The organism is Sphingomonas sp. J344 (assembly GCF_024700005.1).
In the GTDB taxonomy this organism is placed as follows: domain Bacteria; phylum Pseudomonadota; class Alphaproteobacteria; order Sphingomonadales; family Sphingomonadaceae; genus Sphingomonas.
Genome location: NZ_JAJONB010000001.1, coordinates 2,667,425 through 2,690,207 on the forward strand (window position 1 = coordinate 2,667,425; position 22,783 = coordinate 2,690,207).

General features: G+C 67.2%; 18 protein-coding genes and 2 pseudogenes. 4 read left to right on the top strand and 16 right to left on the bottom strand.

Annotated features, from left to right (window positions below):
* Positions 1-2: 2 nt before the first annotated feature.
* The 12 genes and pseudogenes from LRS12_RS13540 to LRS12_RS13600 all read right to left on the bottom strand — a co-directional run bounded on the left by LRS12_RS13540 (position 3) and on the right by LRS12_RS13600 (position 15,677).
* A complete protein-coding gene (locus LRS12_RS13540) occupies positions 3-1,499 on the bottom strand; it encodes an ATP-binding protein (RefSeq protein WP_257844995.1) in 1,497 nt (498 codons plus the stop codon).
* A gap of 184 nt (positions 1,500-1,683) precedes the next feature.
* Positions 1,684-2,532, bottom strand: coding sequence for a dienelactone hydrolase family protein (locus LRS12_RS13545; RefSeq protein WP_257844996.1), 849 nt, complete (start codon positions 2,530-2,532; stop codon positions 1,684-1,686).
* A complete protein-coding gene (locus tag LRS12_RS13550; RefSeq protein ID WP_257844997.1) occupies positions 2,502-4,256 on the bottom strand; it encodes a gamma-glutamyltransferase family protein in 1,755 nt (584 codons plus the stop codon). Before LRS12_RS13550 ends, LRS12_RS13545 begins: the two co-directional genes overlap by 31 nt.
* Positions 4,253-5,971: a gamma-glutamyltransferase gene (gene ggt, locus LRS12_RS13555; protein WP_257844998.1), complete on the bottom strand. Its 1,719-nt coding sequence runs from the start codon at positions 5,969-5,971 to the stop codon at positions 4,253-4,255. Before ggt ends, LRS12_RS13550 begins: the two co-directional genes overlap by 4 nt.
* Before the next feature lie 46 nt (positions 5,972-6,017).
* On the bottom strand, positions 6,018-7,328 hold the full coding sequence (locus LRS12_RS13560; protein ID WP_257844999.1) for a dicarboxylate/amino acid:cation symporter: 1,311 nt from the start codon (positions 7,326-7,328) through the stop codon (positions 6,018-6,020).
* Complete coding sequence (locus tag LRS12_RS13565) at positions 7,325-8,920, bottom strand: amidohydrolase family protein (RefSeq protein ID WP_257845000.1); 1,596 nt, start codon at positions 8,918-8,920, stop codon at positions 7,325-7,327. Before LRS12_RS13565 ends, LRS12_RS13560 begins: the two co-directional genes overlap by 4 nt.
* Complete coding sequence (locus LRS12_RS13570) at positions 8,920-11,976, bottom strand: TonB-dependent receptor domain-containing protein (protein WP_257845001.1); 3,057 nt, start codon at positions 11,974-11,976, stop codon at positions 8,920-8,922. The genes LRS12_RS13565 and LRS12_RS13570 overlap by 1 nt, the downstream gene beginning before the upstream one ends.
* Before the next feature lie 53 nt (positions 11,977-12,029).
* The gene (locus LRS12_RS13575; protein WP_257845002.1) at positions 12,030-13,247 is read right to left on the bottom strand and encodes an FAD-dependent oxidoreductase; all 1,218 of its coding nucleotides are present in this window, start codon (positions 13,245-13,247) and stop codon (positions 12,030-12,032) included.
* Positions 13,248-13,389: 142 nt separating this feature from the next.
* Positions 13,390-14,291, bottom strand: a pseudogene (locus LRS12_RS20395) (LysR family transcriptional regulator).
* A gap of 9 nt (positions 14,292-14,300) precedes the next feature.
* Positions 14,301-15,125: a phytanoyl-CoA dioxygenase family protein gene (locus LRS12_RS13590; protein ID WP_257845005.1), complete on the bottom strand. Its 825-nt coding sequence runs from the start codon at positions 15,123-15,125 to the stop codon at positions 14,301-14,303.
* Positions 15,126-15,179: 54 nt separating this feature from the next.
* Positions 15,180-15,347: a hypothetical protein gene (locus LRS12_RS13595; RefSeq protein WP_257845006.1), complete on the bottom strand. Its 168-nt coding sequence runs from the start codon at positions 15,345-15,347 to the stop codon at positions 15,180-15,182.
* Positions 15,348-15,398: 51 nt separating this feature from the next.
* A complete protein-coding gene (locus tag LRS12_RS13600) occupies positions 15,399-15,677 on the bottom strand; it encodes a hypothetical protein (protein ID WP_257845007.1) in 279 nt (92 codons plus the stop codon).
* Positions 15,678-15,869: 192 nt separating this feature from the next.
* On the opposite strand from LRS12_RS13600, the gene LRS12_RS13605 reads away from it, so the two are divergent.
* From LRS12_RS13605 to LRS12_RS13620, 4 genes are all read left to right on the top strand, one after another.
* On the top strand, positions 15,870-16,526 hold the full coding sequence (locus tag LRS12_RS13605; RefSeq protein WP_257845008.1) for a DUF1013 domain-containing protein: 657 nt from the start codon (positions 15,870-15,872) through the stop codon (positions 16,524-16,526).
* An 80-nt stretch (positions 16,527-16,606) separates the two neighbouring features.
* Positions 16,607-17,704, top strand: a complete 1,098-nt coding sequence (locus LRS12_RS13610) for an MBL fold metallo-hydrolase (RefSeq protein WP_257845009.1) — start codon at positions 16,607-16,609, stop codon at positions 17,702-17,704.
* 167 nt (positions 17,705-17,871) lie between these two features.
* A complete protein-coding gene (locus tag LRS12_RS13615) occupies positions 17,872-18,732 on the top strand; it encodes a dienelactone hydrolase family protein (protein WP_257845010.1) in 861 nt (286 codons plus the stop codon).
* A 115-nt stretch (positions 18,733-18,847) separates the two neighbouring features.
* On the top strand, positions 18,848-19,474 hold the full coding sequence (locus LRS12_RS13620; protein ID WP_257845011.1) for a glutathione S-transferase family protein: 627 nt from the start codon (positions 18,848-18,850) through the stop codon (positions 19,472-19,474).
* Between the two features lie 37 nt (positions 19,475-19,511).
* Here the strand turns inward: LRS12_RS13620 and LRS12_RS13625 are convergent, their stop codons facing one another.
* The 4 genes and pseudogenes from LRS12_RS13625 to LRS12_RS13640 form a co-directional block, all read right to left on the bottom strand.
* Positions 19,512-19,940: a hypothetical protein gene (locus LRS12_RS13625; RefSeq protein WP_257845012.1), complete on the bottom strand. Its 429-nt coding sequence runs from the start codon at positions 19,938-19,940 to the stop codon at positions 19,512-19,514.
* A complete protein-coding gene (locus LRS12_RS13630; RefSeq protein ID WP_257845013.1) occupies positions 19,901-21,256 on the bottom strand; it encodes a hypothetical protein in 1,356 nt (451 codons plus the stop codon). The genes LRS12_RS13625 and LRS12_RS13630 overlap by 40 nt, the downstream gene beginning before the upstream one ends.
* A 17-nt stretch (positions 21,257-21,273) precedes the next feature.
* A pseudogene (locus tag LRS12_RS13635) lies at positions 21,274-22,634 on the bottom strand (DUF5935 domain-containing protein).
* On the bottom strand, positions 22,627-22,773 hold the full coding sequence (locus LRS12_RS13640; protein ID WP_257845014.1) for a hypothetical protein: 147 nt from the start codon (positions 22,771-22,773) through the stop codon (positions 22,627-22,629). Before LRS12_RS13640 ends, LRS12_RS13635 begins: the two are co-directional and overlap by 8 nt.
* Positions 22,774-22,783: the final 10 nt, after the last annotated feature.

The following is a 22,783-nucleotide window of genomic DNA, read 5'->3' on the forward strand; positions in this document are numbered from 1 at the left end:
CCCTAGATTAGTTTCGCGCGTTCGGCGGCGCGTACTGCGGTACGGCCGACGGGCGGGGGCTTGGCCGGGTCGGGCCAGGAGGGCGCGGTGGTCCAGCCGAGATGGGGGAGGCTGACGCTACGCTTGCCCGACAGGTCGGTGCGCGCGACGATCAGGCCCTTTTCCTCGATATGCGCCATCATGCGCTTGGCGCGGCCCATCGAGCTGGTGCCGTAGAGCGCGGCGATGCGCGCGTCCGACGGGCAGGGCTCGCCCGCGCGCGCAGCCTTGGCGATGCCGAGGAAGGGGGCGAGCATCTCTTCTGGCAGCGACGCGGCGAGGGTGAGCGCGTCGTCCCAGCCGGTGCGGTCGGTGATCCCGGCGCGGGCGAGCGCGAGCGCACTGCGGAAGGCGGGCAAGTCCATGCCCGGATCGACGCCGCGCATTTTGCAGCGCACGCCATAGTCCTGAAAGATCGTGGCGAGCGGGGCGCGGCTGTCCTCTGACCCGATTTCGGCGAGGATCGCGCGGCGGATCTCTTCCTGTTCGCCTTCCTCAAGCACCGGCATGTCGGGGACAGGTGCGGGCGCGGGGGTGGCGACGGCGCGCATCAGATCGGCCATCGGCACCGGGGCGGGGGGCGGCGGGGGTGGTAGCTCGTCCTCAGTCGGCGGGGCGAAGAGCATGTCGCGCATCTCGCCGGTCGGGGCGGTGGGCAGCGGGGTGAGCTTGGGGCTGACCGCTTTCGACCCGGTCTGCACCGCGCCGATGCGGACGCTGATCGGGCGGCGGGTGATCGCCGGGCCGAGCGCGAGGAACTCGCCGCGCGCAAGGTCCCGGATCGTGTCGGCCTGACGGCGGTCCATGCCGAGCAGGTCGGCGGCGCGGGCCATGTCGATGTCGAGAAAGGTGCGGCCCATCAGGAAGTTCGAGGCTTCGGCGGCGACATTCTTGGCGAGCTTGGCGAGGCGCTGGGTGGCGATGACGCCGGCGAGGCCACGCTTGCGGCCGCGGCACATGAGGTTGGTCATCGCGGCGAGCGAAGTGCGGCGGGCTTCCTCGGTCACTTCGCCGGCGGCGGCGGGGGCGAAGAGCTGGGCTTCGTCGACCACGGTGAGGACGGGGTACCAATGTTCCCGCGGGGCGTCGAACAGCGCGGAGAGGAAGGCGGCGGCGGCGCGCATCTGGCCGTCGATCTCGAGCCCTTCGAGATTGAGGACGACGCTGGCGCGGTGCTCGCGGACGCGCAGCGCGAGGCGGGCGAGTTCGGTGAGGCTATATTCGGCGGCGTCGACCGCGATATGGCCGAAGGCGTCGGACAGGCTGACGAAATCGCCCTCGGGGTCGACCACGACCTGCTGGACGTAACCCGCGCTGCCCTCAAGCAGGCGGCGCAAAAGGTGCGACTTGCCCGAGCCCGAATTGCCCTGAACGAGCAGGCGGGTGGCGAGCAACTCCTCCAGATCGACGGCAACCGGGTTGCCGCCGCTGTCGAGTCCCATGTCGATGCGGGCAGTCATTGCTGGGGGCTTTGGCGTATGGCGGGGGGTGGGGGGCAAGGGGTGATTGGTCGCAAATCCTCCCCGGCACGGGGAGGTGGCAGCGCGTAGCGCTGACGGAGGGGGCCCGAGGCACGGGATCCTTTGCCTCGGGCCCCCTCCACCATGCTGCGCATGGTCCCCCTCCCCGTTCCGGGGAGGAATTTTACTTCTTTAGCCGCTCCGCCAGGAAGGCGAGGATATCGGCCTCCGTCGCGGCCTTGGCCGTCACGTTCGCCGCGACCGACTGGCGCGATTTGGTGGGGGTGTCGTAGCTGTGGGTCGCGCCTTCGAACATGCGGAGCGCGATGTCGTGGCCCTTGGCCTTGCTGCGCGCGACGAAGGTTTCGCAGAGCTTGGGCGAGACCTCTTCGTCGGCGGTGCCCATGAAGACGCGGACGGGGTGGTAGGGTTTGTAGCCGTCCTTGTCGAAACGCTTCTTGAGGCCGCAGCCGGGGTAGAGCGCGACGCCGGCGGCGAAGCCGATCTTGCGCATGTCGCCTGGCTTGTCGTCGGCCATTGCGGCGAGCGTGGCACTGCCGCCGTTCGACCAGCCGAGCAGGGCGACGCGGTTGCCGGTGACATCGGGGCGCGACTGGAGGTAGCGGAGCGCGCCATAGGCGTGGAGCGGGCGGAAATTCACCTCGTCCACCTCGGGCGGGCGATCGGCATAGGTCCCGGCGGCGAAACCGGTGGGATGGCCGACCGCGCCGAAATCATCGACCATCAGCGCGACATAACCATTTTCGGCGAGGAGCTTGCCCCATGCCTTGTGCCGCGAGGCGAGGGTAGAGGCGTCGTACTTGCCCTTGGCGAGGGTCGAATAGGCGCCGCCGCGGCCGTGCATCATCACCACTGCGGGTGCCCTGGCGGGGGCGTCGGTTGGTTTGAACAGATAGCCCTTTACCTGCGTCTTGCCGTCGCGGCTGAGGAACTGGACCTCCTCGACCTGTACCTGCTGGGCGGCGACGGGCGCGGCGATGATCAGGGCGATGGGGGCGAGTAGGTGGCGCATCCTATTTCCTCGCTGGCAGGGTGATGGTTTTCGCCACGCCATCCCGGCGCGGGTCGGCACCGCCGTCGAACTTGCCGTCGCGGATCATCACGCCGTGGAGGCCGGAATCCTCGCCCGATCCGGCGCGGACGGTGACGCCGCGCTCGGCCATTGCGGCGAGCATGGCGGGGGGCGAACTTGTCGGCTTCGCCGTTGAAGCTGGTGCCGCGCGCGACGAGGTTGGGGAGCGCGATGGCGTCGGCGACGGGGAGCTTCCAGTCGATCATGCCCACCAGAGCCTTGGACACGTAACCCAGGATCGCATTGCCGCCGGGCGAGCCGATCGCGCCGGCGAGGCTGCGGTCGGGGTGGAGGATGACCGTCGGGACCATCGATGAGCGCGGACGCTTGCCCGGTGCGATCGCATTCGGGCCGCTGGGCACGAAGGAGAAATCGGTCATCTCGTTGTTGAGGAAGAAGCCATCGACCATTCGGCCGGTGCCGAACAGGCTCTCGACCGTGGTGGTCATCGACACCGCGTTGCCGTCGCCGTCGATGACGATGAAGTGCGAGGTGCCGGCGACTTCGTTGGTGGCATCGATCCGCGCGGTGACCGCGCCGGGGGGCGTACCGGGCTGGGGCGCGGGGCCGGCGCGATCGCCGATCAGCGCGGCGCGGCTGGCGACATAGGCGGGGTCGAGCATGCCCTTGACCGGCACGGTCGCGACATCGCCGACATAGGCGTCGCGGTCGGCGTACATGACGCGGCTGGCCTCGGCATATTTGACCCAGGCGACGGGGTCGTTGGGACCGCGTGCCCCGATGTCGGTGCGCTCGATCATCGCCATCAACTGGAGCAGCCCGACGCCCGATGACGGCGGGGGCGGGGCGCAGAGGATATAGGTGCGATAGGGGTTGCACAGGCCTTCGCGCACGACCGGCTTGTAGGCGGCAAGGTCCGCCTCGGTCATGCTGCCGGCATAGTCGCCTTCGCGCACCCTGGCGACGATGCGGCGGGCAGTCTCGCCGCGGTACATCGCGTCCGGGCCTTGGGCAGCGAGACGGCGGAGGAAGGCGGCATAGGCGGGGTTGCGCAGCGTGTCGCCGGCCTTGGTCTTCGTCCCATCCGCGTTGCGGAAATAGGCGATCGAGTCGGGGGTGCTGGCCTGAGGCGCGGCCGAGTTGATGAAGCGGCCGAGGCGACCGGTGACGGTGAAGCCGTTCGCGGCGGTGCGCTCGCTATCGGCGAACAGATCGCGCCATTTGAGCTTGCCGTGCCTCTCCTGCGCCAGCGCCATCATGCGGACGACGCCGGGGACGCCGGTCGCGCGGCCCGACAGGACGGCGGTGCGGAAGCCTAGCGGCTTGCCGTCCGGGCCCATCAGCATGTCGGGGGTTGCGCCCGCCGGGGCGGTTTCGCGGCCGTCATAGACGGTGACGGCCTTGGTCTTGGCGTCGTAGCGGACCATGAACGCACCGCCGCCAAGGCCGCTGCTCTGTGGTTCGACCAGGCTGAGCATCGCCTGGACCGCCACCGCGGCGTCGACCGCGCTGCCGCCCTTGCGCAGCACGTTGAGGCCAGCTTCGACCGCGAGCGGGTGGGCGGCGGCGACGAAGGCCTGACGCTCCGCAGACGCGGCGGGGGCGGTCGCAGTGGCACTGGTATCGGTTCCCGCGCGCGGCGCGCAGGCGGCTAGCGCGGCGACGGCGAGGGTGAGGGTAAGCGGCTTCAACAGGGAGTTCATGGTTCGATTGCCTTGGCACCGGGACGGCGGGGATCGGCGCCGCCGAGGAAGAGAGAGTCGGTAATCATGATCGACTGGGCGCTGCCCATGGTTTCGTCGGAAGTGATGCGATGCCCCTTTGCCTTGAGCGCCGCAACCGTATCGGGGTTGAACCCGGGTTCAACGCGCAGCGACGCGGTGGTTCCCTGATAGATGCGCGGACGGTGGGTCGCCTCGTCGACGTTGAGGCCATAGTCGATCGCGTTGACGATGATCTGAACCACCGTGGTCGGGATCGTGCTGCCGCCCGGCGTGCCGGTGACGAGCCAGGGCTTGTCGCCCTTGAAGACGATCGTCGGCATCTGGGTGGACAGCATCCGCTTGCCGGGGGCCATCGCGTTGAGCGGGGGCGGGGTGCCGCTGCGCTGTGCCTCCCATGCCTGTTCATGGCTGAAATTGTTCATCTGGTTGTTGAGCAGGATGCCGGTCTTCGCAATCATCACCCCGGAGCCGAAATCGGAGCCGAGCGTGGTGGTGACCGATACGGCGTTGCCGTCGGCATCCGCGACCGAGAAATGGGTGGTCGAGGGGCTTTCATATTTGAGCGGGTCGCCATGCGGGGCATCGGCACCGGGGATCACCTTGTCGGGCGCGATCAGCTTCACCCGTTCGGCGGCATAGGCCTTGGACACGAAGCCCTTGACCGGGGCGGTGACGAAGGCGGGGTCGCCGAGCACGCGGAAGCGGTCGGCATAGGCAAGCTTCATCGTCTCCGCGAGGATGTGGAGCGAGGCGGCACTGCCCTGACCCATCGCCTTCATGTCGAAATGCTCAAGGATGTTGAGCATGTTGAGCAATGTCGCCCCGCCCGCGCTGGCCGGTGGAGGGGTATATACGGTGTGCCCGCGATAGGTGCCGACCAGCGGGTCGCGCTCGACGGCCTTGTAGGCGGCGAGGTCGGCCATGGTGATGAGGCCGCCATTGGCCTTCATGTCCGCTTCGATCCGGCGGGCGATCTCCCCGGTGTAAAAGGCCTTGGCGCCGCCCTTCTGGATTTCGCCCAGCGTCCAGGCGAGGTCGGGCTGTTTCAGCACCTCGTCCTTGGCGTAGAGACTTCCGTCGGGCTTGTAGAAGACCGATTTGCCCGAGACACTGTTGCCGAGCCGCTCGCGGCCCCAGCCAAACACGAAGGCTTCGTCGGCGGTGAGCTTGACGCCATCGCGGGCGAGACGGAGCGCGGGTTCGACGACCTTGGCCCAGGGGAGCTTGCCCCATTTCTTGTGAGCGTGCTCCAGCCCCGCGACGCTTCCGGGCACCGAAGGGGCGAGATAGCCATAGGAAGCGACGCCGCGTTCCTTGCCCTTGTTGTCGACGAACATTGCCGCGGTGGCCGCGCGCGGGGCGATGCCGCGAAAGTCGATGACGCGGACCTGTTTCGCCTTGGCGTCATAGACCGTCATGAAGCCATCGCCGCCGACATTGCCCGCGCGCGGCAGGGTGACGGCGAGGGCGAAGGCGACCGCGACCGCAGCGTCGATGGCATTGCCGCCGTCGCGCATGATCTGAGCCCCGACCGCGCTCGCCATCTCGTTCTGGCTGACCACCATTCCGCGCGTGCCTACGACGGGGGAGTGGATCGAGGGATATTCGAGGAGGTGGCGGCTTTGCGCCAGCGTGGGCGTGGGGAGAGCGAGGGCGAAGGCCGAGAGGCCGAGGGTAAGGGTGCGCAGGAACATGGGATACCTTTCAGATCCTCCCCGTTCCGGGGAGGATTTTGGTGCCTCAAACATCGTCGGCGGAATTGTACACCGCGACGTCCATCTCTCCCTCCCAGCGCGCGACGGCGGTGGCGATGGCGAGGTCCGACGTGACGTTGGGGACGGTGCGGGTCATGTCGAGAATGCGGTCGAACGGGAGGATGAAGCCAACGACGATCGCGGTCTGCTCCGGCGTGATGCCGATGGCGTGCAGCACTGCGGCGAGGACGAACAGCGATCCCGACGGGACCGGCGCGACGCCCATCGCGACGATGGTCGTGGTGGCGGCGATCACCAGATAGTCGGCCATCGACAGATCGACGCCGAATGCCTGCGCCGAGAAGAGGGTGAGCATCGCGACATACATCGCCGCGCCATCCATGCCGATCGTCGCACCCAAGGGCAGGACGGTCGAGGCGACCGGGGGCGAGACGCCGAGGTTGCGCTCGGCCACGCGGATCGCGACGGGGAGGGTGGCAGAGCTGGACGAGGTCGAGAAGCCGACCATGATCGCATCGGCAATGCCGCGGAAGAAGGGAAGTGGCGAGAGCCATGCCATCAGCCGCACGACGATCAGCCCGTGGATCAGCAGGGTGACGATCGCCGAGCCGATCACGACGCAGAGACCCAGCTTGAGCACTGCGAGGAAGCTGGACGGGCCGGTGGTGCCCATCACCACGGCGATCAGCGCGAAGACGCCGAACGGGGCGGTTTCCATCACGAAGCCGACGATCTTGAGCATCACCTCCGACCCGGCGCTGAGGAACTGGCGCACCGGCTCCGCGCCCTTGCCAGCCGCGATGACGCCCGCGCCGACGAGGATCGCGAAGAAGATTACTGCGAGCGTCTTGCCTTCGGCCATCGCGCCGATGGGATTGTCGGGGATGATCTCCATGAACATCTGCGCGGTGTCGGGCGGCGTGCCCATCGCCTTGGGCACCGCCCCCGCGAAGCTTGCGCCGAGGCCCGGGGCGATCAGCGTCGCGACGATCAGACCGGTGGTGACGGCGAGCGCGGTGGTGAAGACATACATTGCCAGCGTCTTGACGCCGATGCTGCCGAGCCTTTTGGGATCGGCGAGCGCGGCAACGCCCGAGGCGATGGTGAGAAAGACGAGCGGCACCACGAGCATCCGGATCAGGCGGACAAACAGCGTTCCGATCCAGCCGATCGACGTCGCACCCTCACCCCAGACAAGGCCCGCCGCAGCGCCCAGAACGAGCGCGGCGAGGATGCGCTTCCACAAGGCAACGCTGAACCACCAGGCGAAGGCGCGCTTGATCGGGCCGCGTCGTTCGGGCGTCTCGGTGGAGTCCGGGGCAGTGGTTTCGGTCATGCGGGGCAGTTCCATTCGGGTTGGCGCGGCTTGGGCAGCGGGCGGCCGGCGAGCGTGCCGGTGAGCTTGCCCTTGTCCACTGCGAGGCGGCCGTTGACTAGGACGTAGCGGACGCCGGTGCTGGGTTCGTCGGGCCGGTCGTATGTGGCGCGTTCGGCGTAGGTGTTTGGGTCCAGGATCGCGATGTCGGCGAACTTGCCCGGCGCGAGGATGCCGCGATCGGGCAGGCCGAGGATTTGGGCAGTCTGGGCCGAGGAGCGCTGAACGAAGCGCTCAGGGCTCATCAGCTGCTTCTCGTGCACGAACATCCGCCAGCCGCGCGCGAAGCTGCCCATGCGGCGCGGATGGCCGTTGGTGGCGTCGGAGGAGGTGACGACCCAATTCTGACGCGCAAAGGCGTCGATATCGGACTGGACCATGTTGAAGCTGGCGATGCTGGTGCCGGGATCGGCGATCAGGATGCGTGCGGCGGCGTCGAGCGGGTCGAGTTTCCACGCGGCGGCGAGGGCGTCGAGGCGCTGCCCCTTGTGCGGGCCGCTGACGAGGAGGATGGCGTTCGCACCGCCGCGGATGCGCAGGCGTTCGGTCATTTCGCTCCGCAACTGCGCGCCGATGTCGCGGAGCCGCGTCACCATCGCCTTGCTCCCGCCCTCTTGCGCATCCGGCGGAACGAGGGCGGCGGCGAGCGAGGTGCTGGAGGCTTCCCACGGATATTGGTCGGCGGTGATCATCACGCCGGACAGGCGGGCGGTGCGGATCTGTTCGATAATGCGCGGCGCAGTGCCCTGTGCATCGACGCCGAGCGCCTTGATATGCGCGATGTGGAGCGGGAGATGCCCCAGACGGGCGATGCGGATCGCTTCGTCGATCGCAGCGGACAGGCCGATCGAGTTGCTGCCCTCGTCGCGGAGGTGGGTTTCGTAGATGCCGTCATACCTGCCCGCGATGCGGGCGAGGTTCGCCACTTCATTCGCGGTCGCGAACATCTGGGGGGCGTAGAACAGGCCGGCCGAAAGCCCGAGTGCGCCATCGCACATCGCACGCTCGACAAGACGCTCCATCTTATAGGCCTCGCCTCCGTCGGTGCCGCTCGGCGGGCTGACGCGGTGGCCGACGACTTGAATTCGGATCGTGCCATAGCCGGTGAAGCTGGCGACGTTCGGGCCGGTCGGGTTGGCGGAGAGGCGCGCGAACAGGCCGGCGATGTCGCTGGCGCCGCCGCCATCATTGCCGATCGCGATACTGGTGACGCCTTGCAGCAGATGGTTGGCGAGCTGGCGCTTCGCCGCGTCGGGGGACGTCGCGTCGGGGCCGCTATGCGTGTGCGGGTCGATGAAGCCCGGGGCGACCGTGAGGCCCTTCGCATCGAGAGTGCGCCGCGCGGTGATGCCGCGCGGACGCTGGCCGACATAGAGGATGCGGTCGCCGTCCACGCCCACTTCCGCCACCCGCGCCGGGGTGCCGGTGCCGTCGATGACCTGGCCATTGATGATGACGAGGTCGATCGTGCGGGGGGCGGGAACCCGGTCCTGCCCCGCCCCGAGGGGCAGGAGCAGGAGCGGTGCCGCGAGAACGCGGACGGCGCGACGCATCAGAACCGCTTGCTGACCGAGAAATAGATCTGGCGGCCGCGGTTGCTGTAGAGTTCGCCCATATAGCCGTTGGAATTGTCGGCAATCGGGGCGAGCTGGTTGAACAAATTGCGTGCGCCGACGCGCAGGCGCAGGCTGTCCATCGGCCCGCCATCGACCTCATACTGTGCGTAGAGGCTGTGGGTCATGTAATCGTCGACGCGGAAGCGGGTGCCATCCGGAAGCGACGCCGAGGTGTCGGTGACCTCGCCGACATAGCCGCCATAATAGCCGAGCCCGAAGCCGTTGTGACGCCAGGTCACGCTGGCCGAGGCGCGCCATTTCGGGCGGCCATTCTGTTCGACGATATCCTGCGCGCCCGCGATCGCGATGGTGTCATCGATCGTACCGGCCGCCTGTGCGTCGATCAGTGCCTGGGCTGCCGGGCTGGGCGTCTGGTAGAATTCGAGCAGGCGCGCAGCGTTCACCCGGACGCTGAAATCGCCGATGCCGGTGTCCTTGACCTGATAATAGACGCCGAGGTCATAGCCCCGCACCGCGCGCGGCGAGAGGTTGGTGTAATTGTCGATGACCTGGATCACGCGACCCACGGGGGCGATGCCGGTGCCGGCAAAGTCCAGAACTTCCTGCGGCGTCGGGGCGGCGCGCTGGACATTGGGGTTGGACGATCCCTGAAGGCGCAGCAGATAGTCGAGGATCAGCGCATTGCCGTCGCCGAACAGGCCGATCACATTCTGTTGACGGATTTCCCAATAGTCAGCGGTGAAGGTGAGGCGACCCGCCTTGCCCATGTTCAGCTGGAACGTGCCACCGACCGAGAGGTTGTCCGATTCCTCCGGCGTGAGCGACTGGCTGCCCGACCGGTTGCTGACCACACCCTGGCTGCGCGTGCAGGCGTCGAAATTGGTGATGCGACCGGCACGGAAGTCGGCTTCGCACTTCACCCAGTCGGTGCGGGTGTTCGACCGCTGGATGCCGTTTTCGAACAGCTGGGGCAGGTTCGGCGCGCGGAAGCCCTGCGACCAGCTGCCGCGCAGCTGGAGATTGGCGAAGGGATACCAGGACGCCGCGACCTTTGGCTTCGCGACCGTGCTGAACCCCTGATAGGATTCGACGCGGCCAGCGAGCTGGAGATCGAGCGAGCGGATCAGCGGCACGTTCATGTCCGGCGCGACCAACGGCACAGCGAATTCGAGATAGCCCGACACGGTGTCGCGAGATCCGCTGCTGTCCGGGGTCGGGCTGGCGCCCATCGTGTCGCTGCCGTTCGAGCTGCCGTCCAGGGCGGTGAACACGATCGTGCCGTCCAGCCGGTCGTCGCGGTCGTCGGCGAAGGTTTCGTGGCGGAACTCGATACCCGCCGCCATGCCGACACGGCCGCCGGGCAGCGTGAACAGGTCGTTCTTGCTGATCTTGAAATCCGCCATCGCCAGCTCGGTCGTGCTGACGCGACCGATGTTCACCATGAAGCTGTCGATCACCGCCTGTGAATTGGGTGACGAATCCAGGCGGCCCGGGTTGAGCGGGTCGCCGCCGTTGAACGGATTATAGGCACTGGCGTCAGTGCGGCTGAGTGCTTCCTGGAACTTGGTCAGGCTGACGGTGCGCATGCTGTCGGAGGTGCGGGCGCGCGAATAGAGCGCGGCGCTGTCGAAGTCGAAGCCGAGCACTTCGCCGCGGAAGCCGGCGAGGAAGCGGGTCGTGTCGTTGCGGACGCTGACCACCAGCGGACCGGCATCGACCGGGCGATAGTCGATCAGCTCGATCGGCACGCCGGTGGTGGCGACGCCGGTCAGGCCGGGGATGCGGAACGCGCTGCCGGTCGGGCCGAACGGGTTGTAATAGCCGTTCGCCGGGATGATCAGCCGCTGGCTGGCGAGCGCGGTATCCTGTTCGCGCTGCGACTGGAAATCGGCGCGATACCAGCCCGCTTCCGCGAAGAATTCGAGCCCGCTGTCGAATTCGTGATTGAGGAAGCCGAACAGGTTGATGCGGTCGTTGCGCCCCTGAAGCGTGCGGACATCGTTGACGTCATATTTCAGGTTGTTGTCGGTCGAGGCGGTCGACAGCGAGCTGTTGTCCCAGCACGTCCCGGCATAGGGCGTCGCGGCGATGCAGCCTTCATTGGTGTTGGGCTGAATATGGAAAATGCCGCTGCTGGTCAGCGTCACGCCATTGACCTGGGCTGCGGTGGTCGATGCGACGTAGCTGTTGGTCAGCCGCTGGAATTCGCCCCAGATGCTGTCGACCGATGTGTTGTCGAAATCGGAATCGCCAGCAAAGGGCGTGCCCGCGACCAGCGGGCGCATGTCGGCCGAGCGCGAGTTGCGGCGGTCGCGCGCATAGAGCGGGTCGCGATGGTTGTACGATCCGAATACCGAGATGTTCGACTTGCCGCCGTTGAAGCGGTGGCCTGCCTCGAACGCGAACTCGGCCTCGACCTGGCCCGAATCCTCGGTAAAGCCGATCTCTGCGGTGGTGCGCAGCCCGCGGAAATTGTCCTTGAGCACGGTGTTGATGACGCCTGCGACCGCATCCGATCCGTAGATCGCGGCGGCACCGTCGAGCAGCACCTCGACGCGGCGGACGCCCAGGACGGGAATGGTGTTGGTGTTGACGCTCTGCACCGGAACGAGGTTTTCGCTCTGCGTGCCGGGGTGGAGGACCATGCGGCGGCCGTTGAGCAGCACCAGCGTGTTGCCGGTGCCGAGCGCGCGCAGGTTGATCGAGGCGGTGTCGCCGCGCGCGTCGTTGATGCCGCCCGCGTCTCGGCTCTCGTTGAAGGCGACGTCGCCTGCCTGCGGGATCGAACGGAACAGCTCGTCGCCGCTGGTGGCGGCGGTGGCGGCGATGTCATCCTCGTTCAGCACGGTGACCGGCAGCGATCCGGCGACGTCGGCGCCCTTGATCTGCGACCCGATGACCACGACTTCCTCGGCGGCCTCGTCCTGCACATCCGCGGCGGTCTGCGGCGCGTCCTGCGCCATGGCGGCGGTGGCGGAGGCGAGAAGCGAGATGCTCCCCAACAGACTTGCGATCCGGATACTGGTTTTCATGATTACACCTTCCCTGAGTTTTGTTCTTTCGTGCCCTGGCGTCTGACGCGCCTTCAGCCCCTCTCTTCGATGATCTCCGCGACGCGCTCCGCGCTGCCTGCGGCGTAGGTCCAGCCCAGAGCGCCATGCCCTGTCGCAGCGATCACGCCCGGCGCGATGGTCCGGGTGATCGGAAGCGAATTGGGGGTCATCGGTCGCAGGCCGGCCCAGCTCGATTCGATTTGTTCATAGTCCGCCGCCTGAGGCAAGGCCGCGCGGGCGCTGTCGACCAGCACGCGCAGCCGTGCCGGTTCGACCCGCGTGTCCCGCTCGCCGAGCTCGGCCAGGCCGGCGATCCGCATACGGTTGCCGATACGGGCGAAGACCACGCGGTTGGCGACATCGGTGATGCTGATGCTCGGCGCGGCGGGGCCGGGCGCAAGGGTGATCGAATAGCCCTTCATCGGCTGAATCGGCAGGCGCACGCCAAGTTGGCGCGCGAGCCGCGCGGAGCCGGTACCCGCGGCGAGGATGATGCGATCGGCACCGACGCGGGTTCCGTCGCTGGTGATCAGCGCAGGACCGGAGCCATTGGCGATGATCCGGTCGATGCCAGTGCCCATCATCGAGCTGCCGCCCGCGCGCAGAAGCGCTTCATGCGCGCTGACGCAGAAGCGATGGGGGTCGCCGACCTCCTCGCCACGGGTCAGCAGCGCGCCGACGATGGAATCGCGCACCGGCGCGAGCATCGGCTCGGCGGCGACGGCAGCATCGGGGTCCAGGATCGTCTGGTCGATGCCGTGCGCTGCCTTGAACGCGGCCATTTCCTGCGCCCCCGCGAAGGACGCTTCGCTGCGGTAGAGATGGATCTTGCCCGGCGCGCCGTGACCGAAGTCGAGCCGGTGGCGCGCGGCAAGCCCCGCCAGTGCCGCACGCGACCGGGCAGCAAGGTCGAGCCCGGCAAGGGTGTTGCGGCGGAAGCGCGCGGCGGTGCCGTTGCGCAGGAAGGCAAGGCCCCACGCGATGAAGTCCGGATCGAGCCGCAGATGGAAGCGCAGCGCGCGATCGAGACCGAGCAGCACTCGCGGTATCTGTGCCAGCGTGGCGGGGCTCGCGAGCGCATCGGTATAGCCATAGCTGAGCTGCGCGCCGTTCGCGAAGGAGGTGCCGAGGCCCGGTCCCTTGGCACTATCGATCACCGTGACGCGGTGGCCGCGTTCGGCAAGCGTCAGCGCCGTGGCCATGCCGACCACCCCCGCGCCCAGCACGATCACCTCACGTGGGTCGGTCATGCCGCCAGCCATGTGTTGCGGTCGAACAGCGTGCATCTCCCCCTGGATACGATTGGATCGACATTCCAATCGCGTTCCCAGATGCGACATTAAAGTGCGCCCCGCCGCGGAAAACCGCGCAATCGCTGCGATAGGTATAGATTTAGGTTATGGCTTTCGCGCGATTATCCTCGAGAACCTGTTCGAAGGTGCGCAGGAAAGCGCGGGCGGCGCGCGACGGCTGGCGCTCCTCCAGCGTCACCCAGGAAATGGTGAACCGCAGCGGCGGGCTGGTCGGTCGCCAGGTGAAGCCCGGCGCGCGCCAGGCTCGTGCAGTAAATTCGTCGATCACGGTGACCCCGCGTTCAAGCTGGGCGAGGCGGGCGGCGATGAAGAAGGTCTGGACCGACACGGTTTCGCGGAACGTGATGCCGCGCGCGCGCGCCGCTTCGGTCAGTACCGCGCCGATCGGGCCGGCGGCGGCGACGCCGATGACGTCGCGGTCGGCGAGTTGTTCGAGCGGGAAACGCGCGCCCGGATCGGGGAACATGCCATCCGGATACTGCACCACCAGTTCGCCCTCTGCCATCACCTCTCGCGCCAGCCGGGATGGGGCGGCGGAGTGTAGGCGATGGCGAGATCCAGCTCACGCTCGATCAGCGAGCGCAGCAGATCGTCATGGTGGTGCGTGTGCACCTCGAACGTGACACGCGGCCAGTCGCGCCGGAACAGCGCCATTGCCTGGGGCACCATGTCGAGCGCGAGACTGGGGACGATGCCGAGCCGGATATGTCCGCCGCCCGAATGCGACAGGTTGCGCGCAGTGATCTGCAGCGTGCCGAGCCGATCGAACAGGTCGCCCGCCTCACGCATCAGCGCATGCGCCTCGTCAGTGGGGATCAGGCGACCGCGCGACAGCTGAAACAGGCGGAAGCCCAGATTGTCCTCGGCATGATGCAGGGTCTTTGACACCGAAGGCTGTGAGACGCCGAGTGCGCGCGCGGCGGCACTGATCGAGCCGTGCTGGTAGACGGCGTGGACGATTTCGAGCTGGCGCAGGCGCATCAGGCAGGGTCAGACATAATGGGGTTCGGGCTTTTCGTGCAGGGCTTCGTAATGGACCAAAGCGGGTTCGGGGCCAAGCGGGACAGGGCGACCGTCGCGGAACGCCCATTCGCCGCGATCGCAGTCCTCCGCGCGGACATAGCCGTTGATGTAGAAGCGACGCTGGTGGTCGGCGGTGTTGCGGCCCGATCCGTGGACCAGATAGGGGCTCCACATCGCGATGTCGCCGGGCGCGAGTTCGAGGTCGACGACGCTGGCGGGATCGATGCCCGCGTCGCGCAGCGCATGGTCGGTCATTTCGTTGCCCAGCACTTCGATATCGGTGTCGAGATCGAGCGGCCCGGCGCGGTGGCTGTTCGGAATCATCCGCATTGCGCCGCTGTCGCGGGTGTGCGGATCGATCGCAAGGCCGGTCTGGATGTAGGAATCGCCGAGGTTGCGATAGGCGGCGTCAGGTTTGCGGAAGCGCGAGTCCTGATGCCAGGCGAAGTCGCCGCGCGACCCCGGTGCCTTCCAGTGAAGCTGGTTGATGATCTGTTTGAGATCGCCGCCGATCAGCGGCCCGAGCAATGCGACCCAGCGCGGATCGAGCCGGACGGAATCGAGCACCGCATTATGGTAGGACGGCCATTGCACCATCCGCACCAGCGGATCGCCGTCGGCATCGGGTGCGATATTGTAGAACAGGTTGCCGTGCCGGAAGCTGCGGCCATGTGCGACACCCTCGGCATGGACGGCGTCGATCGCGGCACCGATCCGTGCCACCTCATCGGGTGAAAAGACGCCGCGGACAATGGCATAGCCGTTTGTCCGATACTGGGCGACATGATCCATGCGGGCCTCCGCTACGCGCTACGCGCACGAGGCTTTCACCGGATCGGAGGTCCGTCAACCCGTTGGCGGGGTCGTTTCCGGCGCGGGTTCGGCGGCATTTGCGTCGAGCAGGTCGGCGGCTGCGTTGAGCTGGGCCGCTTCGTCGGACGAGACACCGGTGGTGTCGTCAGTGCCGCCGCATGCTGCGAGCAGCGCGAGTGGCAGCAGGGCGATGGCGCGCATGATTCCCCCGGAATTGCGCGGGGCCGTCATTGCGACGGCCCCGGCTGGTCTTCAGTTCTTGTCGAGTTCGTCTTCGGCGGCATCGGCAGCATTGCCGACCCGGTCCGCGCCCTCGCCGATCGCCGCGCCTGCACGGTCGGCGGCGTTTTCGGCCGTATCCAGCGCACTGTCGGTTGCGGCCTCGACATCGGCGGCGGCTTCGCTCATCGTCGCATTGGCGTCCGCGCCGATCGCCTCGGCGGCTTCGGCAGTCTCGTTCTGCGCCTTGTCGCTGCACGCGGCGAGGCCAAGCGCGGCGACGGCGGCGAGCGGAAGAAGGGCCTTTTTCATGGAATTTCCTCTCTGAAACTTCGGGTCGTTCCGGGCAGGACGCCCGAAGCGAAACTAGGTTCCGTTTCGGAGGAGGGCAATCGCGCATCGACCGGGGCCAAAATGCTTGCCTCAGCGCCCCCATGCGCCTAAATCCAGCCTGTAGTCGGCCGCCCGTGGAGGGCGGCCCTTATTGTTTCTGGAGACTTTGACGTGGCTCAGCCGCTCATGCCGCATGCGACCGCTTCCTGGCTGGTCGACAACACCGCGCTCAGCTTTGAGCAGATTGCCGAGTTCTGCGGGCTGCACATCCTGGAGGTGCAGGCGATCGCCGACGACACCGCCACGACCAAGCTGACGGGTCGCGATCCCGTCCGCGCGCACGAACTGGCGCTGGAAGAGATCGAAAAGGGTCAGGCAGACCCCGATTATCGTCTGAAGATGATGAAGGGCCCCGACCAGATTCGCCGTACCAAGGGTCCGCGCTACACGCCGGTGTCCAAGCGCGCCGACAAGCCCGACGGCATCGCATGGATCATCCGCAACCATCCGGAAATCAGCGACGGCGCGATCGGCAAGCTGATCGGCACCACGCGCACGACGATCGCCGCGATCCGCGACCGCACCCATTGGAACATCTCCAACATCACCCCCAAGGATCCGGTGACGCTGGGGCTGACCAGCCAGCGCGAGCTGGATTCGGCGGTGGCCAAGGCGGCGAAGGCGGCGGGGATCGAGGCCCCGGTCGACACCAGGCTGGAGGGCGATCGCGAGGCGTTGCTGGAACAGCTGCGCGCCGAGCGCGAGGCGGCGTCGCGCGACGCCACGCCCGGGGTCGAGCTGGACCGGGATACGCTGTTCAAGAGCTGATCGGTCGGTTTTTCGGTTTTACGGTATTGTGACGGCGCGTGGACTCGACAAGCGGGTCCCGCGCCGTCAATGTTTCGGGTATGGCCGACCCTGCCGTTTCCCCTGACATCTCGCTGACGCAGGACGAAAGCTTCGTCGCGACCAGCCATCGTGGGCTGACCTATCCGCTGGGCGAGCGAACGCCGGCGGTGGGCGAGGCGATTGCGGTCGCTCCGGGCGTCCACTGGGTACGCATCCCGATGCTCGGGCCGCTCGACCATATCAATTGCTGGCTGGTCGCCGATGGCGATGCGACGACGATCGTCGACACCGGCCTGAATGTGCCGCCTTCGGTTGACGCATGGCGTGCGCTGTTCGACGCGGAGCCGCTGACGGAGCGGCCGCCGGGCCGGGTGATCTGCACCCATTTCCATCCCGACCATATCGGCCTGGCGGGATGGCTGGCGCGCAAGTTCGATGCGCCGCTGTGGATGACGCGGGGCGAGTGGCTGATGGGGCGGCTGCTGACCGCCGATGTGCGCGATGCGGTCCCAGACGAGCAGATCGCCTTCTGGCGCGCGGCGGGATGGGATGACGAACAGATTGCGGCGGCCAGTGCCAAGGGATTTGGCCAGTTTCGCCGGATGGTCGCGCCGATGCCGCTCGGCTATCGCCGGATCGTCGATGGCGAGACGATCGCGATCGGCGGCGGGATCTGGCGGGTGGTGGTCGGGTCGGGGCATTGCCCGGAACATGCGTGCCTGTGGAACGAGGCCGATGGCGTGCTGATCGCGGGGGACCAGGTGCTGCCGCGGATCAGCTCCAACGTGTCGCTCGGCGTGACCGAGCCGGAAGGCGATCCGCTGGGCGAGTGGTTGGCATCGATCGAGAATCTGCTCGAACTCGCCGATGACCTGCTGGTTCTGCCCGCGCATGGCGCCCCGTTCACCGGCCTGCACGCGCGGCTGGCGGCGCTGCGTGACGAGCATCGCAAGCGGCTCGACATATTGGCCGAGCATCTGGTCGAGCCGCGCCGTGCGGTCGATTGTTTCGGGCGGATGTTTCGACGGACGATTACCGGCGACATGCTGGGCCTCGCGACCGGCGAAACGCTGGCGCATCTGCGGCGGCTTGAGGTCGAAGGGCGAGCGGTGCGCGAGGTGCGCGAGGGCGTGTGGTGGTATCGCGCCTCAGCTTGAGCTTTGCTGGTTCGGCACCGGCCCGCTCCCCCACCCGGCCACCCATAAAATACTGACGTTGGGTGGCCGGGTGGGGGAGCGGGCCGAAGCCGCGCGGTTTCAGTGTAACTGAAACCGACTCTGGTTTAGCCTTCGTTGCCGGGGACGCGAATCTGGAGAGCGATGCGATGTGCGACGATCTGACCAACGCCGATAACGAGAAGCTGATGAAGGGCGTCAGCCGCCGCGAGTTCGGCGCGATGGCGGGCGCGGCGGGGCTTGCCGCACTGCTGCCCGCACCGGCGAACGCCAAGGAGGTGAAGGGCCGCGATGTGACCTTTGCGACGCCCGACGGAACCGCGGATGGCTATTTCGCCGCGCCGACCAGCGGGAAGCATCCCGCGGTGCTGGTGTGGCCCGATGTAATGGGCATGCGCCCCGCGTTCCGACAGATGGGCGAGCGGCTGGCGCAATCGGGCTTTGCGGTGCTGACGGTCAACCCCTTCTACCGATCGGTGAAGGGACAGTTCCTGCAGCCTGGCGAAAGCTATGCCGACCCGGCGGTGCGGGCGAAGATCGGGCCGTGGCGCGCGCTGCTGACCCCCGATGCGGTGGTGCGCGATGCGACGGCCTATGTCGCCTGGCTCGACGCGCAGAAGGAAGTGAACGTCAAGCGCGGGGTGGGGACCACCGGCTATTGCATGGGCGGGCCGTTCACCATGCGCACTGCCGCCGCGCTGCCCCATCGGGTGCGCGGTGGGGCATCGTTCCATGGCGGCGGGATCGGCAGCGACCGGCCGGACAGCCCGCATCTGCTGGTGCCCAAGATGAAGGCGCGCTTCCTGTTCGCGGTCGCCGAAAATGACGACAAGCGCAATCCGGGCGAGAAGGAACTGGTGCGCAAAGCGTTTGCGGACGCGGGGCTGAAGGCGGAGATCGAGGTCTATCCGGCGATGCACGGTTGGTGCCCGCCCGACAGTCAGGTTTACGACCAGGTTCAGGCGGAGAAGGCGTGGGCCCGGTTGCTGGCGACGTTCAAGGCGCTTTGATCGGGCTTCAGCTTTGCTGAAACGGGAGCGGGCTGGCCCCGCAACGACAAAAGGCGCTTGACCTCCGGGTCGAATGAGTTCCTAATTTGTTCTCAATCGACTCGGAGGGACGACGATGGCGATCACGCTCTATACGAACCCGATGTCGCGCGGCCGGATCGCGCGCTGGGCGCTCGAGGAGGTCGGCGCCGACTATGACATCGTGACGGTCGACTGGCGCAACAAGACGGCCGAGTTTTTGGCCGTCAACCCGATGGGGAAGGTGCCGACGATCGTCCATGACGGCGTGGTGGTGACCGAATGCGCGGCGATCTGCGCCTATCTGGCCGATGCCTTTCCGGCGGCCAGGCTCGCCCCGCCGGTCGACGCGCGTGGCGCCTATTATCGCTGGCTGTTCTTCGCCGCCGGGCCGCTGGAACAGGCGGTGACGAGCAAGGCGATGGGGTGGAGCGCCGACGCCGATCCGCAGAAGCAGGGGATGCTGGGCTTCGGCAATTTCGACCGGACGATCGACACGCTGGAGGATGCGGTGACGGCAGCGGGCGACGGCTGGCTGGCGGCGGATCACTTCACTGCGGCGGACCTGTATGTCGGGGCGCATCTGAGCTGGGGCACGCAGTTCGGGACGATCCCGAAACGCGATGCGTTCGTCGCCTTCGTCGAACGGGTGCAGGGCCGCGATGCGGCGATCCGGGCGAATGCGAAGGACGACGCGCTGATGGCGGAGTTGCAGCCGGCGTGAGGACTTTGTGCTCCTGCCTGCGCAGGAGCGCCGAGGGTTACCCCACTACCCGCGACCCCAGCCGGGCGGCGAGATATTCGAGGTTGGCGACGCGGCGCCACACCGCGCTGTCGGTGATGGCGTCGGGGTTGAAGAAGCTACGCATCGCCGGGAAGTCGAGGTCGATGACGCGGCGCATATAGTCGGCGCTCATCGCGCCGCCATGTTCGTCGCCCATCGGACCAAGGCGGCGGCGCAGCGCGTAGCTGTGGCGGCGGAGCCAGACCGGGCGGATCCGGGTCAGCCATTCGGTGCGGCGGTGCGCCAGGCTGGGCGGGCCGGTAAAGTCGTGGCCGTAAGCGGAGGGCTGGGCGGCGAGGACCGGGTCGATCGCATTGAGCAACGCAGCCTCGAACCGCCCGGCATATTTGAGCGGCATCGGGAGCGTCATCGCCTCCGCCACGACGCGATGGTCGAGAAAGGGCATGAGATAGGGGCTGAACCGCGCCTCAAGGCTGATCTCGCGACCAAACAAGGCGCGACAGCGGATGCGGGGGTAGATCTGCTCAACGCGGTTGCGTGCGAGCTTGCCGGTTGCATCAGGCGGGGCGAGCGATGCGCTGATCTTGCCGGAGATGGCGTCGATGAAGCCGCGCGGGTCGAAGCGGTCGGTGGCGTCGGCGGAGGTGAAGCGCGCGAAGAAGGTCTGCGCGATATCGTGCGCGGTGAAGCGGCGGTCGGGGAGGTAGAAGAAATTGCGGTAGATCTCGCCACAGCCCCCGACACGGCGAGCGCGCCATCGGCGTGGCGGGCCAGCTGCGCCGTGCCGTTGGTGCCGTTGTCGAAGATGTTCCCGAAGGTCGGGAGCCCGTCATATTGGCGGTAGTTGCGATCGACCAGATCGGCGAAGGCGTCGGGCGGGACGGTACCGTCCTCCTTGTCGAGCCATTCGATCGGGAAGCCGAGCGTGTCGCCGATCTGCCGGGCGATCACGACATCCTCATCGTCCGGCACGCCGTAGACATAGACGTGCGGGGCGCAGCCGCGATTGCGCAGCGCGGCGAGGACGAGGCGCGAGTCGAGCCCGCCCGACAGCGGCGCGCGGACATTGCCGCCCAGCGCGTCGACATGCGCGCCGACGATTCCGAGCAGCCGGTCGCGGTGGCGCGCGATGCGGTCGGGCAGCGCATCATTGCTGGGCACGACGGGCAGGGGCTTGGCAACGGAATGTCGCACGGTACCGGTCGCGGTCAGCTCGACGACGCTGTTGGGGGACAGCGTCCTGAGCTGTTCGAACACCGTGTCGTCGCCGACCGGCATGACGTTGAAGACGAGTTCGTACACGCCCTGCGCATCGAAGCTGAGGCGCGGGAGGGCGCGGGCGGCGGCGAGGAAGGCGGTGGCGAAGACGCGGTCGTCGGTATCGTGGAACAGCTGGAAGGCGGAGAAATAGTCGCCGAACAGGAAATTGCGGCCATTGCGGCGGACCAACGCGACGAACTGGCCGCCGAGGCGATCCCAGTCGAGCGCGAGCGGGTCCATGTCGAGCAAGGCGGCGAGGGCTGCGTCGCCCATCTTGCCGTCGGCGACCAGGGTACCGGCGACCGCGACGAGATCGTCTCCGCGCTGGAGGATAGCGGGCGGTCCAGCGATGATGTGGCCAGCGTGGAGCAGCGTCCAGCCGGGCAGGCCCAGTTCCGAAGGCTCGGGGAACCCCTGTTCCGAAAGGACTGCCCGTGCCTCGGCCAGCGCGGTCTGCGCGAAGCGCGGGTCGTCGTTCCGGACGAGAAACAGGCTGGCCATGACCGCTTCCTAACCGATCATGCCGTCGCAGGCGCGGGTGAAACGCGCGGCTTGCCCATCGGGCGGATGCCTTCCTCGGCACGCTTCCGCGCGAGATAGGTGTCGAGCCCGATCTGCGCACCGACCAGCATGTAGACGAACGGGTTGAGCGCGATGCCGACGAACAGCGACCCGAACAGATAGATGATGTGCCCATGCTGAAGCGCGGTGGCGAGCGGGGCGATCCATGCCTTGTCCGGGGGGACATCGCGGTAGCGGCGGCGCAGCACCTCCATGCGCAAAATGCCCCCCAGATGGATCATCAGCCAGAGGATGAAGCCGGGCCAGCCCTGTTCGCCGAGCATCTCGAAAAAGGCCGAGTGATAGGCGCGTGCCTTGTCGATTTCGGGCGTGCGAACGACGGTCTGGTTGGGGCCGTCACCGACGATCGAGACCTTGTCGTATTTGATCTCATTCTGGCGGTAGGCTTCGAACCCGCCACCCATCGGGTGAGTCTTGACGTAGTCCCAGGTCCATTTCCAAACCTCGATCCTGGTCGACGCGGAGGCATCGGCCCGATAGGTCTGGATCGTTCCCATCCGCTCGGTGAAGGCGGTGGGCAGGAAGGGAATGGCCGCGATGCCGAGGAAGCCGGCGGCGGCGACGTAGAGGATGCGCCGCTTGACGTCGCGCAGCATCAGCACCGCGAGCAGGCCGGCACAGACCAGTCCGGTGCGCGCCTGGGTCCCGATCGGCATCAGCAGGCAGGCGAAGATCAGCGCGTAGCCGAAAGTTTTCACCCGCCAGTCTGGGGGAAGATCGTGCCATATTTGGTGAACCAGAGGATCAGCGGGATCAGGCAAATCGATACGGCGGAGATGATACTGCCTTCGAACAGGCCCGAGTTGTTGTCGACGATCAGCTTGAGCTGGCCATAGCCGCCGCCGCCCAATGCGGTCTTGACCCCGCCCGCGATGATGATCGTCGCGACCGACAGGAGCATGAACAGCAACAGCGCCTCGATCCGCAATCGCGTGCGCAGCGTGAGGGGCAAGAAGATCGCGAAGGCCAATGCCTTCCACACCCAGTCCCATTTGAACGCCGCGTCGATCGGGAAATCGGCGTTGACCGTGGTGTAGTAGCACCAGCCCAGCAAGGCGAGCATCAGCCCCTGGCGCGGCGCGACGCGCATATCGCGCTTGTCGTCCATCGCCGCCCAGGACAGCACCGCGAACGCCACCGCCATTGCCGAAATCGGAAAGGCGTTGAGCAGGAAATAGCTCATCCGCTGGGGCGAGACGATGTCGATATAGACATAGGCGAGCACGAACAGGAACGGCCGGCGCAGGCCGAGCGCGAAGATCGCTCCGAGGAACGCGATGAAGGCAAGATCACGCACCGGGGCGTTTCCAGCTGCGCCTGGGCGGCGGGGGCTTGCCATCGAGGCTGTCGTCATCGACTGCGGGGCTGTTCATCAGACGCCAGGCGACGATGAGCAGCAGCCCGTGGGTCAGCGCGAGAACCAGCGTGTCGATCATGGTGGAATGG

What these genes read in the sequence shown, in the direction of transcription:
- LRS12_RS13540 (WP_257844995.1), bottom strand. Translation starts at nt 1,499, where the DNA reads ATGACTGCCCGCATCGACATGGGACTCGACAGCGGCGGCAACCCGGTT.
- LRS12_RS13545 (WP_257844996.1), bottom strand. Translation starts at nt 2,532, where the DNA reads ATGCGCCACCTACTCGCCCCCATCGCCCTGATCATCGCCGCGCCCGTC.
- LRS12_RS13550 (WP_257844997.1), bottom strand. Translation starts at nt 4,256, where the DNA reads ATGAACTCCCTGTTGAAGCCGCTTACCCTCACCCTCGCCGTCGCCGCG.
- ggt (WP_257844998.1), bottom strand. Translation starts at nt 5,971, where the DNA reads ATGTTCCTGCGCACCCTTACCCTCGGCCTCTCGGCCTTCGCCCTCGCT.
- LRS12_RS13560 (WP_257844999.1), bottom strand. Translation starts at nt 7,328, where the DNA reads ATGACCGAAACCACTGCCCCGGACTCCACCGAGACGCCCGAACGACGC.
- LRS12_RS13565 (WP_257845000.1), bottom strand. Translation starts at nt 8,920, where the DNA reads ATGCGTCGCGCCGTCCGCGTTCTCGCGGCACCGCTCCTGCTCCTGCCC.
- LRS12_RS13570 (WP_257845001.1), bottom strand. Translation starts at nt 11,976, where the DNA reads ATGAAAACCAGTATCCGGATCGCAAGTCTGTTGGGGAGCATCTCGCTT.
- LRS12_RS13575 (WP_257845002.1), bottom strand. Translation starts at nt 13,247, where the DNA reads ATGACCGACCCACGTGAGGTGATCGTGCTGGGCGCGGGGGTGGTCGGC.
- LRS12_RS13590 (WP_257845005.1), bottom strand. Translation starts at nt 15,125, where the DNA reads ATGGATCATGTCGCCCAGTATCGGACAAACGGCTATGCCATTGTCCGC.
- LRS12_RS13595 (WP_257845006.1), bottom strand. Translation starts at nt 15,347, where the DNA reads ATGCGCGCCATCGCCCTGCTGCCACTCGCGCTGCTCGCAGCATGCGGC.
- LRS12_RS13600 (WP_257845007.1), bottom strand. Translation starts at nt 15,677, where the DNA reads ATGAAAAAGGCCCTTCTTCCGCTCGCCGCCGTCGCCGCGCTTGGCCTC.
- LRS12_RS13610 (WP_257845009.1), top strand. Translation starts at nt 16,607, where the DNA reads ATGGCCGACCCTGCCGTTTCCCCTGACATCTCGCTGACGCAGGACGAA.
- LRS12_RS13615 (WP_257845010.1), top strand. Translation starts at nt 17,872, where the DNA reads ATGTGCGACGATCTGACCAACGCCGATAACGAGAAGCTGATGAAGGGC.
- LRS12_RS13620 (WP_257845011.1), top strand. Translation starts at nt 18,848, where the DNA reads ATGGCGATCACGCTCTATACGAACCCGATGTCGCGCGGCCGGATCGCG.
- LRS12_RS13625 (WP_257845012.1), bottom strand. Translation starts at nt 19,940, where the DNA reads ATGCCCTTTCTCGACCATCGCGTCGTGGCGGAGGCGATGACGCTCCCG.
- LRS12_RS13630 (WP_257845013.1), bottom strand. Translation starts at nt 21,256, where the DNA reads ATGGCCAGCCTGTTTCTCGTCCGGAACGACGACCCGCGCTTCGCGCAG.
- LRS12_RS13640 (WP_257845014.1), bottom strand. Translation starts at nt 22,773, where the DNA reads ATGATCGACACGCTGGTTCTCGCGCTGACCCACGGGCTGCTGCTCATC.